Origin of the sequence: Psychrobacillus vulpis (genome assembly GCF_006861825.1) — a bacterium.
In the GTDB taxonomy this organism is placed as follows: domain Bacteria; phylum Bacillota; class Bacilli; order Bacillales_A; family Planococcaceae; genus Psychrobacillus; species Psychrobacillus vulpis.
In genome coordinates, this window is record NZ_VDGI01000011.1 from 1 (window position 1) to 12,814 (window position 12,814).

The 12,814-nt window shown below is 35.4% G+C and carries 14 protein-coding genes and 1 riboswitch; of the genes, 11 read left to right on the plus strand and 3 right to left on the minus strand.

Features of this window, described 5'->3' with window-relative positions:
* Positions 1 to 386: 386 nt before the first annotated feature.
* Positions 387 to 893 carry a PPC domain-containing DNA-binding protein gene (locus tag FG384_RS10695; RefSeq protein ID WP_142642592.1) on the minus strand — a complete coding sequence of 169 codons (507 nt, stop codon included), beginning with the start codon at positions 891 to 893 and terminating at the stop codon, positions 387 to 389.
* Positions 894 to 1,044: 151 nt separating this feature from the next.
* Positions 1,045 to 1,157, plus strand: a riboswitch (SAM riboswitch).
* 94 nt (positions 1,158 to 1,251) lie between these two features.
* Here FG384_RS10695 and FG384_RS10700 point away from each other — a divergent pair.
* The 6 genes from FG384_RS10700 (at position 1,252) to FG384_RS10725 (ending at position 7,194) form a co-directional block, all read left to right on the plus strand.
* On the plus strand, positions 1,252 to 2,073 hold the full coding sequence (locus FG384_RS10700; RefSeq protein WP_142642593.1) for a MetQ/NlpA family ABC transporter substrate-binding protein: 822 nt from the start codon (positions 1,252 to 1,254) through the stop codon (positions 2,071 to 2,073).
* Positions 2,074 to 2,353: 280 nt separating this feature from the next.
* Complete coding sequence (locus FG384_RS10705; RefSeq protein ID WP_142642594.1) at positions 2,354 to 3,373, plus strand: methionine ABC transporter ATP-binding protein; 1,020 nt, start codon at positions 2,354 to 2,356, stop codon at positions 3,371 to 3,373.
* On the plus strand, positions 3,370 to 4,041 hold the full coding sequence (locus FG384_RS10710; protein WP_142642595.1) for a methionine ABC transporter permease: 672 nt from the start codon (positions 3,370 to 3,372) through the stop codon (positions 4,039 to 4,041). Before FG384_RS10705 ends, FG384_RS10710 begins: the two co-directional genes overlap by 4 nt.
* A gap of 14 nt (positions 4,042 to 4,055) precedes the next feature.
* Positions 4,056 to 4,832 (plus strand): enoyl-CoA hydratase/isomerase family protein, encoded by a 777-nt coding sequence (locus tag FG384_RS10715; protein ID WP_142642596.1) that lies wholly within the window; start codon positions 4,056 to 4,058, stop codon positions 4,830 to 4,832.
* Between the two features lie 12 nt (positions 4,833 to 4,844).
* The gene (locus FG384_RS10720; protein ID WP_142642597.1) at positions 4,845 to 5,987 is read left to right on the plus strand and encodes an alpha-hydroxy-acid oxidizing protein; all 1,143 of its coding nucleotides are present in this window, start codon (positions 4,845 to 4,847) and stop codon (positions 5,985 to 5,987) included.
* 13 nt (positions 5,988 to 6,000) lie between these two features.
* Positions 6,001 to 7,194, plus strand: coding sequence for a CaiB/BaiF CoA transferase family protein (locus FG384_RS10725; RefSeq protein ID WP_142642598.1), 1,194 nt, complete (start codon positions 6,001 to 6,003; stop codon positions 7,192 to 7,194).
* Positions 7,195 to 7,979: 785 nt separating this feature from the next.
* Here FG384_RS10725 and FG384_RS10730 read toward each other — a convergent pair.
* Complete coding sequence (locus FG384_RS10730; RefSeq protein ID WP_142642599.1) at positions 7,980 to 8,873, minus strand: manganese catalase family protein; 894 nt, start codon at positions 8,871 to 8,873, stop codon at positions 7,980 to 7,982.
* Positions 8,874 to 8,891: 18 nt separating this feature from the next.
* On the minus strand, positions 8,892 to 9,119 hold the full coding sequence (locus FG384_RS10735; RefSeq protein ID WP_142642600.1) for a YuzF family protein: 228 nt from the start codon (positions 9,117 to 9,119) through the stop codon (positions 8,892 to 8,894).
* A 111-nt stretch (positions 9,120 to 9,230) separates the two neighbouring features.
* Here FG384_RS10735 and FG384_RS10740 point away from each other — a divergent pair, with 111 nt between their 5' ends.
* The 5 genes from FG384_RS10740 to cdaS all read left to right on the plus strand — a co-directional run bounded on the left by FG384_RS10740 (position 9,231) and on the right by cdaS (position 12,736).
* A complete protein-coding gene (locus FG384_RS10740) occupies positions 9,231 to 9,797 on the plus strand; it encodes an SLOG family protein (RefSeq protein WP_142642601.1) in 567 nt (188 codons plus the stop codon).
* On the plus strand, positions 9,794 to 10,240 hold the full coding sequence (locus tag FG384_RS10745; protein WP_142642602.1) for a branched-chain amino acid aminotransferase: 447 nt from the start codon (positions 9,794 to 9,796) through the stop codon (positions 10,238 to 10,240). The genes FG384_RS10740 and FG384_RS10745 overlap by 4 nt, the downstream gene beginning before the upstream one ends.
* Before the next feature lie 100 nt (positions 10,241 to 10,340).
* Positions 10,341 to 10,976 carry a spore coat protein gene (locus FG384_RS10750; RefSeq protein WP_142642603.1) on the plus strand — a complete coding sequence of 212 codons (636 nt, stop codon included), beginning with the start codon at positions 10,341 to 10,343 and terminating at the stop codon, positions 10,974 to 10,976.
* Between the two features lie 119 nt (positions 10,977 to 11,095).
* Complete coding sequence (locus tag FG384_RS10755) at positions 11,096 to 11,755, plus strand: HAD family hydrolase (protein WP_142642604.1); 660 nt, start codon at positions 11,096 to 11,098, stop codon at positions 11,753 to 11,755.
* A 354-nt stretch (positions 11,756 to 12,109) separates the two neighbouring features.
* Positions 12,110 to 12,736, plus strand: a complete 627-nt coding sequence (gene cdaS, locus FG384_RS10760) for a sporulation-specific diadenylate cyclase CdaS (RefSeq protein WP_142642605.1) — start codon at positions 12,110 to 12,112, stop codon at positions 12,734 to 12,736.
* The last annotated feature ends 78 nt before the right edge of the window (positions 12,737 to 12,814 follow it).

Genomic DNA, 12,814 nt, shown 5'->3' on the forward strand with positions numbered 1-12,814 from the left:
ATGTAGCATCATCCGCGGGTCTATTCGGTATACAGATGCAAGGTGCAATGGCAATCTTTGCAGTAAATCTGAAAAGAATTATGAGCCTATTGAAGGAAGAAAAGTAAAAAAAACAGGAGAAAAAGGCAATTTTTCGTTCAAAATCGAACGAAAAATTGTCTTTTTTGATGGCGAGTATATAAAAAAATTAAAAGCTAAGGTTTTTCAGTGCCCTCCCTTTCCGCGGGCGTTGCCTTAGCCTCCTCGCTTCACTGCGGGGTCTTCGGCTAACGCTATTCCCGCAGGAGTGTCGCCTTTTTCAACGATTTTCCAGAAATAAAGAAATATTTATCTTATAACAGACAGTTTTTCACTGCCCTCGTTACCTAGGCAAACTAAAATTTCTATCATTTCTCAATTCTCTTAGGAGCAGTCTCATTTTGCTCGACTGGATAAAACTGATTCGCACCAGTTTCCGGGTCAAACTTTCGTTGAAATTCCATCCCTTTTACTTCAGCTAATACTAAATCTACTGTTATTACTGGGGTTTCACCTTTAATAAAATGTCCTCCAAAGACATTTCCTACTTGATCGCACATTGTTCCATGGAAATGCGTCTCATATTCCCCTTCTCTTTTACATACAATGCCAGTACCTTGTAAGAACTCAATTGGCCCTTCTTTTACTACAAGGTCATTATATCCAACACCAATTATCGAATTATCTTTTGGTACTAAATAAACAAAACCACTTCTTTGAAAACTTCCGAAACAACTTATAATTGTTGCATACTCAATATTATTATCTTCACATAATTGTTCAATTCCTTCTAGCAAATCTGTACCATATACTATTCTAGCCCCAACTGTTTTACCATACTGACCAACTGCATAATTCACCTTTATTGTCGACATATTCCCCATCATCCTTGCATATTTATTTATTGTTAGTTAACTTTAAACTACATCGACTGAAAATTTCAATAAGAAAAAATAGATTGACTTTGGTAAATTGGTGTAGTAAATTAACTTTTATGGAACTGCTGAAAAATTAAATAGCTTATATCTCTTATCAAGAGTAGCTGAGGGACTGGCCCGTTGAAGCTCGGCAACCATCTACATTTTCCAATGTAGAAAGGTGCTAAATCCTGCAAAACATTTTGTTTTGGAAGATAAGAGAGGACACTTTGTATACCTATGCGCCTCTCTTTCTTTTGAAGGAGAGGCTTTTATATTTATTCAACATTCCTAATAATTATTAGGAGGAGTAAAAATGAAAAAAATTGGTTTATTATTATCAAGCGTACTATTAACGGGGGCACTTGCAGCATGTGGAGATAGCTCTGGCGGTGGAGAAAAAGCGTTAAACGAGAAAAAGCTAGTAGTTGGCGTTACTGCAGGACCACATGAACAAATTGTAGAAGTTGCAAAAGAAGTAGCTGCTAAAGACGGGTTAGAAATAGAATTAAAAGTTTTCTCAGATTACATACTTCCAAATACTGCATTATCAGAAGGTGACTTGGATGCGAATAGTTACCAACATGGTCCATTCTTAGATACCTTTAACAAAGACCATAGTACTAACCTAGTAACTGTAGGAAAAACAATATTAAATCCTATGGGAGTTTATTCAGACAAATATGACTCTGTGGATGACCTTCCAGATGGTGCAACTTTTGGATTGCCAAATGACCCAACAAACGGTGCTCGCGCATTATACATTTTAGAGGAAAATGGCTACATTAAAATTAAAGAAGATAAAAGAGAAACTGCTTCCATCTATGACATTGAAGAAAACCCAAAAAACTTAAAGTTCATTGAATTAGAGGCTGCACAAATTCCAAAACAATTAAGTGAAGTAGACGCAGCGGCAATCAATACAAACTTCGCCTTAGATGCTGGTATAAACCCTAAAGAAGATTCTATTTTACTAGAGTCATCCAACTCTCCGTATGTAAACTACATTGTCGTTCGTGCGGAAAATAAAGATGACCCAACGATTCAGAAGTTTGTTAAAGCTTATCAATCTGAAGAAGTGAAAAAATTCATCGAGGAAGAGTTTCAAGGTTCTGTATTACCAAGTTGGGATGAGTAAAGATTAATCAATTTCGCCTCGGCGTAATTGCGTCCAGATTTTGAATTGAGCTTGCTCAATTAACTCCCTTCAAAATCTGTGACATCCGCCAGAAGCTTTAACTTGAATCAGCTGTTATTATTTGCGACGAGCTTGCGCAGGAGCAGGGAGTTTGGCATCCCTCTGATTTACATGGATTCTGGCATTCATCCCGCCACTTGTTGAAGTGGAGGACTTCTGCTGAATCAAGTAAAAACGTTACCGACATCGGTAACGTTTTCTTTAGAAAGGAAGGTTCATGATGATTGTATTAGAAAATATTACAAAAGAGTTTAATAGTAAAAGTGGAAAAGTAAAAGCAGTAAAAAATGTAAATATCCACGTAAAAAAAGGAGAAACCCATGGTGTCATCGGTTATAGTGGTGCCGGAAAAAGTACGCTTATTCGTTGTGTGAATTTACTCGAAAAACCAACAGAAGGAAAAGTATTTATTAATGGAGTAGAAACAACCTCCCTCCCCCTTCCCAAATTACGTGTAGCACGAAATAAAATCGGTATGATCTTCCAAGGTTTTAATCTCTTAAAAACAGCTACTGTTTACGATAATATTGCGATCCCTCTAAAGCTTCTTGGTTATAAAAAAGAAGAAGTAAAAATAAGAGTGGAAAAATATTTAGAAATTGTAGGTTTAACTGATAAACATAAAAACTACCCTAGCCAATTATCTGGTGGCCAAAAGCAAAGAGTTGCTATTGCAAGAGCTCTTGCGCAAGAACCGGAAGTATTATTAAGTGATGAAGCAACAAGTGCACTTGATCCAGAGACAACTGATTCAATTTTAGATTTGTTATTAAAAATCAATAAAGAACTTGGGATTACAATACTATTAATCACACATGAAATGAACGTAATTCAAAAAATATGCGACCATGTATATGTTATGGAAAATGGTGAAGTAGTGGAACAAAATACTGCTATTAATTTATTTACCAAACCTGCTCACCTTACTACTAAAAAGTTTTTAAATACAATTAGTCAGCGAAATTTATCATCTACACTAATTTCCCAATTAAATGTTACTGGTGCAGTTACTCGTTTAACATTTGTCGGAGAAAGTACAGGTAAACCTTTACTTGCAGAAGTAAGTAAAAAGTTTAATGTTCAACCGAATATTTTAACTGCAAATATTATTGAATTAAAAAATGGCATCGTTGGAAACATCGTCATTCATTTAATAGGTGATAAAGATCAAGTGCAAGCTGCCCTTACATTTTTAGAGGAGCATGGAGTAGGTACTGAGGATTTGGAGGGACAATCATGAGTAGATTTGAACAGTTTACAAATCAATGGCTACCTATAATAGGAAAATCTGTTATTGAAACATTTCAAATGGTCGGGATATCTTTACTTTTCGCTGTTTTAATCGGAATACCGCTTGGAATATTAATCGTATTAACTAGACCAGGGCAAGCTTTACAAAATAAGTTCCTTTATCAATTAAGTAACTTAATAATTAATATCGTCCGCTCCATTCCATTTATCATTTTACTATTTTTCATCCTGCCATTTACTAAACATCTTGTTGGAACGACGATAGGTGTAAAGGGTGTAATTGTGCCTTTAGTTATTTATACGGCTCCATATATTGCAAGATTAATGGAATCTGCTCTGTTAGAAGTAGAAAATGGCGTCATCGAAGCTTATACAGCTATGGGAATTAGTACACCGGCAATCATTTGGCATGTACTACTTCGAGAAGCACGTCCATCCATCGTTTTGGGATTAACCATTTCTACTGTTAGTTTAATAGGTGCTACCGCAATGGCTGGAATGGTTGGTGCTGGAGGTCTTGGTGATTTAGCATATCGGTTTGGACACTTACGATATGAAGTAGATGTCATGTATGCAACTGTCTTTATACTCATCATCCTTGTTCAAAGCATTCAATCGATTGGTAATAGATTGGCTGCTAGATTGAAGAAAGACTAATGGGAGGGTTTCAAATGTCAAACAATTTATATGTGGAGCGAAACGGTTCGATCGCTACCCTTGTTATTAATCGAGCAGAAAAGAAAAATTCATTTTCTCTTGCTATGTTTAAACAATTAGGAGTAATTTTAGATGAATTGGAAGCAGATCAACAAGTAAGATTGTTAATTGTAAAAGGTGTAGATGAAACTGCTTTTTCTTCAGGTGCTGATATTTCCGAGTTTCTTGAAAATCGTTTCTCTTCTAGTAATGCAAAAAAATACAACGATGCTACACTCGAGTCTATAGAAAAGCTTTATCGCTTTCCAAAACCTACGATTGCACTTATTAAGACACTAGCAATTGGTGGTGGCTTAGAACTTGCTAATTCCTGCGATTTCAGATTTGCAACATCTGGAAGCAAACTTGGGATTACTGCTGCAAACATCGGGATTGTTTACAACTTAACGAGCACGAAACGATTAGCAAATCTAATCGGTCCATCTAAAGCGAAAGAATTACTATATACAGCTAAGTTAATCTCAGCAGAAGAAGGAAATGAAATTGGATTAATCGATTATGTTTATTCAAAAGAAGAAATTGAAGAAAAATGTTTGGAATTTGCCGAGAAAATTGTTCGTAAATCTTCTGTAGCAAACAACGGTATCAAACAAGTTATTCAATCGATTATTGACGGAGAAAATGAAGAAACTAAAGAAATCGAACAACTCATTTTAGATTCTTTTAGTTCGGATGATTATAAAGAAGGAATTGCAGCGTTTTTAGAAAAAAGAAAGCCTAACTTTTCTTAAGGGGTGGAAAAAATGACGAATGGAAAAAATAATGATTTATTATTAGTGAACATCGGTTCAACAGAAAAATTTCCAATTAACTTTCAAGAATTAGAGCAAGCTGCAAAAGAAAAATTGACAACAGGCCCATTTGGATACATTCGCTCATCTGCTGGAGGTGAAGAAACGTATCGAAAAAATATAGAAGCTTTTCCTAAGTACTCCATTGTGCCAAGGTTTCTAAACGATGTTTCCACATTAAATACGGAAGTAACAATTTTTGGTCGTACATACCCCCACCCTCTTTTCATCGCCCCAGTTGGAGTGAATAAAATTGCACATGAAGATGGGGAAATCGCCGTAGCAAAAGCTGCAGCAAAATATGATTTTCCGTACATACAAAGTACAGTTTCCAGCTATTCAATAGAAGAAATTGCAGCTGCTACAGAAGGAAGCTCGAAATGGTTTCAATTGTATTGGTCACAAAATAAAGAAATTGCATTTAGTATGGTAAAAAGAGCGGATCAAGCTGGGTATGAAGCAATTGTTTTAACGGTTGATACAGTAATGCTTGGCTGGCGTGAAGAAGATGTTCGCAACCAATTCTCTCCCCTAAAAAGAGGTTTTGCAAAAGGAAACTATGCATCCGATCCTGTGTTTATGTCTGCTTTACCAGATCATGAGGAAGAAACGATTATAAGTAGTATCGTTGAAAACATTTATCATCCTTCCTTAAATTGGGATAATATTGCTGAACTAAAAGAAAGAACTACACTGCCAATTCTTATTAAAGGTATTCTGCATCCGGAAGACGCTAAGTTGGCAATTGAAAAGGGAATTGATGGAATAATAGTGTCAAATCATGGTGGCCGTCAATTAGATGGAGTCATCGCTAGCATCGATGCGCTCCCTGCAATCGTTGAAGCAGTTAACGGTAAAATTCCCGTATTATTTGATAGTGGTATTAGACGTGGTTCAGATGCTGTCAAAGCGTTAGCACTTGGTGCAACTGCTGTTTGTATTGGCCGACCTTTTGTTTGGGGCTTAGCTGCAGATGGTCAAGCTGGTGTTGAAAGAGTATTAGAAAACTTCTTACAAGAAACTAAGGTTTCCATTTCTTTAAGTGGAGTAAGCAATCTTAGTCAACTTCGCAATTTGAAGATTGTGAGAAATTAAAGGTGGTAAATTAATGGAACAAGCTTTAAAAGGTATGAAAGTGGTCGATTTATCTCAAGTGTTAGCTGGGCCATATTGCACGATGGTGCTAGGAGATATGGGAGCAGATGTTGTCAAAGTAGAGAAATTTCCACTTGGCGATGACACTCGAACAATGGGACCTTATATAAATGATGAAAGCTATATGTATATGATGGTAAATCGCAATAAACGTGGTGTTTGCCTTAATTTAAAAACTGACGAAGGCTTACAAGTTTTATATAAACTTATTAAAGAGGCAGATGTTTTTATCGAAAACTATCGACCAGGAGTTACAAGGAAGCTTGGTATTGATTATGATAGGTTAAAGGCGATGAATCCTAGCATTATTTATTGCTCTATTTCTGGTTATGGTCAAACTGGTCCTTACAAGAGTAGAGGCGGATTTGATATTATGGCACAAGGTTTATCTGGATTAATAAATATGACGGGTGAACGTGAAGGAAAACCTGTTAAAGTAGGAATTGCTATTCATGATATTGCGGCTGCTCAAACAGCGATTCAATCTATTTTAGCTGCTTATATTCATCGATTGAAAACAGGTATTGGACAGTATATCGATGTTTCACTTGTAGATTCAGGACTTGCTTGGACAGTATGGGAAGCTGCTGCTTATTTTGGCAAAGGCGAAGTACCACGTAGAAATGGAACGGCACATCGCGTTTCAGCTCCTTATCAAGGCTATAAAACAAAAGATGGTTTTATACTTATAGGCGCAGCGAATCAAAAACTGTGGGAAAAATTTTGTTTATCTGTTGTCAATAAACCAGAATGGGTTGCAGATGAACGTTTTTTAACAAATAGTATACGTGCACAACATGTAGATGAATTAGAAATAGAAATGGAAAAAGTGTTGATGGAACATAATTCCACCTACTGGCTTGATTTATTGGATAAGAGTGGTATTCCTTCTGGCCCAATATATTCTTATGACCAAACACTTTCAGATGAACATATTCTTTCAAGAGAAATGATTTTAAAATACGAACACCCAGTAGCTGGTGAGATGAAAACACTTGGCTTTCCTGCTAAGTTTTCAGAAACACCTAGTCAATTGAAAAGTCCTGCTCCCCTTCTTGGTCAACATAATAAAGAAGTATTAGTAGAACTAGGTTATTCTATAGATGAGATAGATAGTTTATTAACAAATAGTGTACTAAAAAATTAAGTTTTCTTTAGTCAAGACTACTACTATTCAATTACAGGATTTTCCGAATTGCCTATTAAGTAGAAAATCTTTGAAACGGCTCCCTTTTCGAGGGGTACTGAATAAGTGTTATTCTAATAAATCTTCTATTAAATAGTCGTTAAGAGAATTATCACTTTGGCATTCGCTTACCTCCGAGAGACGAGCCTCCTCCTACGCTTGCGCTTCGTACGGGGGTCTCGACTGTCTCGCTTTTCCCACAGGAGTCTCACGCCGCCGTGCTAAATCCTATAGCTACATCATGTATTTACCATATAAAATCTGTAATACATTTTTTCAGTGGCCTTGCTCCACTACGCTCGTGGTCTTCGACAAACGCTATTCCAGTTGGATTGTCGCCTTTCTTAACGATTTTCTACAAGAGAGTTCTACTATTAGAAAAGCGATCAATTGAAAGTGCCTCATAGCATTTATTAATCATTTTAGAGAGAAATATTTAAAAAAGTGAGAAGTATCTATCCATTAAGAAGCAAAGTGCACCCGAAATTGTATCTTCGGGTGCTGCTTTACGTATAAAAAAGTATTTTTCTTTCATTAACCTAAACCAAAAGTGCCCTGACTCCAATAGTTTTAGAAGTGTGACGGACAAAAGTCGACCACAAGATTACCGAAAAAGAGTGGAAGTAAGTGGCAAGCCACTTACTTCCACTCCTATAATTCCTTCGGTAATAGTGTAGCCGATGAGCAGTCCAAAACACTCCTAGAACTTTGGAGACAAAATGCTCTTAAATGCGCTTATGCATTATTTACATATTCTCCATTAATCTTTTAGCGATCGCTTTGTACTCTTCCGGTCCAATTCCAGGTGCGAACTCTTCTGGAAGAGAATCCAGATTAGGAATATCATAACCTTTTGGACTACCTTCTTTCACAACGAGCTGTGCCCCACTTGTTGGGTTCGTTCCTTTCCAAATCTGCTTTATATCTGTGTAATCTCCAACATTATTCCACGTAAACAGTACGTTTCCATAACCAAGATCCTCGTATTTTTTTGCTTGGTCAAATGCTCTATTGTCTAGATTTGGAATTGGAAGCATTTTAGTCACATCAACGCCGGTTGCCATTTCCATTGCTTTTGCATATGCCAAAATATGTGTACCTCCACGAACTAGCAAGTAACCAATCATTTCTCTTGCAGTCGGATGGTCAGTCATTTCATATACACGCATTTTATGTGTTCTTGCCCCACATTCTAAGAAGAAGTTATGAAGCAAATCAAGTACTAGATTGCCACTTGAAAAAACATAATCCCCTCTCCACGGGCTTCCCATCGAATCTCCCGCTAATGAGGTTTGTGCATTCGCTATAAAGTGATAGGTATTTCTTTTATCCTTGGCAGTTTGAAGTGGCGTAACGTCTGGATCTCCATTAAATGTAGTACCCTTTTGTAATAAGTTTATCGTGTTAGAGACTAGCTCTACATGACCGAACTCTTCAGCTGTTATACTTGCGACTAGATCATAAAAAGGTTTGAGTTTCGTTTTTTCTCTAAAATTGAATGATTGGTACATATAATTATTTAATGTAGACATTTCTCCAAACTTTCCACCTAGTAACTCTTGTACAGCAGCTGCTGCATTTGCATCACCATATTCCAAGTTCGGGAGTTCAATTAACAATTTGTTCACTCGATTGAACAATGAATCATACTCCTTTTTTTATTTTGATAGTGTTACCCAAACAATTTCTTTCATTCTAATATAAAAAGGACTACCACTAACTTCTACGACAATATAATCTGGTGCCACCGTCTTTAAATTTCCTTGCAGTGTACTTCTAGATGTTTGTACAGCAACTCGCTTCCCGCTTAACGTTTGAAGTAGTTGATATAAATACGGTTCAAAACTACTTACAAATTCAACGGACGATTGTGGATTTGCGTTCACCTAAATCCCATCCCTTCTATGCAATCGTAATATTGTATGATATGAATATTTATATGGTGACTATTAAGTGGTATGATAATGTGTAGACGTTAAACAAAGTAGGTATAATAAATGATAAAACGTTTAGTAGTAACTGGATATAAAGCACACGAGCTAGGAATATTTGATGACTCTCATCAAGGTATCCCAATCGTGAAAAAAGCAATTAAAAATCAATTCATTGCATTAATCGATGAAGGCTTAGAATGGATTATTTTAAGCGGTCAGCAAGGCGTTGAAACGTGGACTGCTGAAGTAGTATTAGAAATGAAGGAAGAATATCCTGATTTAAAATTTGCCATTATTACACCTTTTTTAGATCAAGAAAAAAACTGGAGTGAACTTAAACAAGAAAAATATAGAAGCTTATTGTCCCAAGCTGATTATCAAACAAGCCTTACAAAAAGGCCATATGAAGCTCCATGGCAATTCATTGAAAAAAATAAATTTCTACTTCGAAATTCAGACGGTATCTTAATTGTATACGATGAAGAAAACGAAGGATCGCCAAAATATATTAAAAATTTAGCAGCAAAGTTTGCAGAGAAAGAAAACTACTCGATATTCAGTATCGATGCATATGATCTTCAAGTCATAGCAGAAGAAATTGCAGAGGAAAAGAGGAATGATTATATATGATCAATTTACAATGTGAAAGATATGATAAAGAAACAGAAGAGCTAATTTCAAAAGATTCGATAGAGTTTTTAAAAACTCCACTTGCCTATTTTAAAGAAAAGAAAAATGAATATGTATATTTACAATCGGAAAGTTTCGATGCGATAAAAGTAGATGGACTAGTATTAGAATACGACGAGGTATTTGAAGTATACACTGCTATGTTTGGATTATCACTACAAAAGAAATTTGGATCTAATATAAAGACATTTATAAATGATCATTTCCATTCAGAAAAAATGAACTACAGTATGATGTTTTCTGGAGATGAAGGTTTATGGGAAATCAATTTACCACTAAATTACATCGACCAATTTAAAGAAGAATTTACAATTGAAGAATCTTATGAATTTCTACATACATTCATCTCTTCCCTAGTAGAAAATAGTTCCAGGCCCCTGTAACACATTTGTAATATAAAACCATGATGTGTATATTTCCAATTGATGTGGTCAAACTAACGAGGATGTTTCATTACATTTTCAATAAGGAGGAAAAATTTGAATGAATCAAAACTCTTTTGGTCAAGGTCAACCACATCAAAATATGCAAACTGGTAGTATTTCACAACAAATGAACCATGGTGGTCACGAACTGTTTGATGTTCATGAAGTTTTGTCAACTGCAATAGCAGGTTTAAATCAAAAAGTAATTCTTCGTCCACATGTTAAAGACCCGGAATTACTAAATATTTTAGATCGACAATACGCTTTTGCTATTGACGAGTATAATATTACCGTCGAGTGTTTCAAAACTGGAAAAGATCCGTCACATCCTACTTCCACTTATAAAATGCAGCAAGGAAATGACTTTATCTACGGTATGAAGCCATCACAGCCTAAAAAGCCAATCCAAAATGCCAATGAAATATCTGATGAATTAATTTCAGGATTTTTACTTGGTGCTGCAAAAGCATCAGCTACAGCAAAAACTGCTGCGGCTTTAGAAACAACTAATCCAGTTGTTCGAAGAGTTCTTGCTGACTCCATTCCAAACTGTATAGAAATGGCATATGAGCTTTCGATATATCAAAACAAACATCATTATTATCAAGTACCACAACTTGCCCAACAAGATATGCAACAGCTGCTGAATTGGTATGCACCTGTACAAGGTCAAATGATGAACAAAGTACAATAATATAAAAACTCGTCCCTATTTGCAGTAGGGACGGGTTTTTATGTTATTGGATTGTTTCTCCGCAAAATTAACGTATAATTTAACATAAGCGTCGACTAACGAAAGAATAGGTGATTTTAATGCGAGTAGCAATCTTCGACTTTGACGGGACACTTTATGCGGAAGAAACATTCAAACTATTGATGACTCATTTGAAAGAGCATCCTATTTACAATACAAAATTTAATCGTTTTTATCGATCTATCGTTCCTCCTTATATTGCGAATAAATTGAAGCTTTATCCAAGTTCAAAAATGAAAGAACGTTCGATGCAACTGTACTTAAACGCTTTTGAAGGATTATCTAAATCCGAAATGGATACTTATTTTGACGAGTTAACAGAAATGATGCAATCAGATTTTAATGACGAAGTTATTTCAAGACTTGAAAAGCATAGACAAGAAAATGTACATATACTTCTTGTATCAGGTGCATATACACAATTTTTACAACGAGTAACGGAAGGATTATCATTTAACAAGATTATCGGTACAGATATTCCTTATTTACATAATAAAGTTGATCTCCAAACTTCTATTAGACATATAAATGGTATTCGAAAAACAGAATTGATTTTACAAGCTTTAGAAGGAAAACAAATCGATTGGGAAAATAGCTACGCATATGGAGATAGCTATTCTGACTTACCTGTTCTAGAATTAGTCGGAAATCCTGTTGCTGTCAAACCTGAAGACAAGCTTCGTTTACTCGCAAAAGAAAGAGATTGGGAAATTATTTAACACTGGAAAGAGGCTTTCCTACAAGTAATCACCTTGTAGAAAAGCCTTTTGTTTTCATATATTTATAAATGCTCCTGTGAATGAATTCCTATTAATAGAAACTTCTTTTGGAGTACCCTCCGCAATAACTTTCCTCCAGCTACTCCACCACCAGGTCCAATATCAATAATCCATTCCTATTCTCTAATTAAATCGATGTTGTGCTCAACAATTACTATGATTTTGATCAATACAATTTCGAAATTACAATTTTATAAGAATGAAAATATAAGAATGGCGTGCTCCCTTTAGGGTAAACTATTTTGTAAATGTCTATACGAAAAGGAACATTATTAAAGAATGAGGTGTATTTGCATGGACAAAAGAGAATGCGATTTTTCACCATTAAAAGAACAATTAATAATCGAACTTGAAAACATCTCAAGTGAAGTTACTATAGGTATAAAAAAATTAGAAATAGATAACTTTTGTCTTCTAAGTAAAATTTCTTCTATTAAAGAACAATTTGAAAAGGCTGAGGCGATGGCGGCTTCTTTTTACTTAAATTGTTATTTGTCTCCATTTACAGATAAATATATAGATATATCTACTGCTATTCAAAATCTTTCCATTCAAAAACACGGTGCTTTAATTGTCATTGAGCGTAAAAACCAGTTGGATTCATTAATACGTCCAGGTACTCCAATAGATGCGAAGCTAACTCATTCCTTATTAGAATCCATCTTTTACCCTGGAAATCCTCTACATGATGGAGCAGTATTAGTTCGTAAAAGCCATATATTTTCAGCGGCAAATGTTCTCCCTTTGTCTAATATCGTTGTTGGAGAAAAAAAACTTGGGACACGCCATCGTGCCGCATTAGGTCTCTCCGAAATAAGCGATGCTCTTGTTCTAGTTGTTTCAGAAGAAACAGGAAGAGTTTCTTTCTCAGTTGACGGGGGACTACATCCTATTATTACTACTAGTTCTATGTTAGTCTGATTCAAAGTGAAAGAGTTAGTATTGTTCTTTTAATAATTGTATAAAAAAAGAACCAGATAATATTTCCTGATTCTTTTA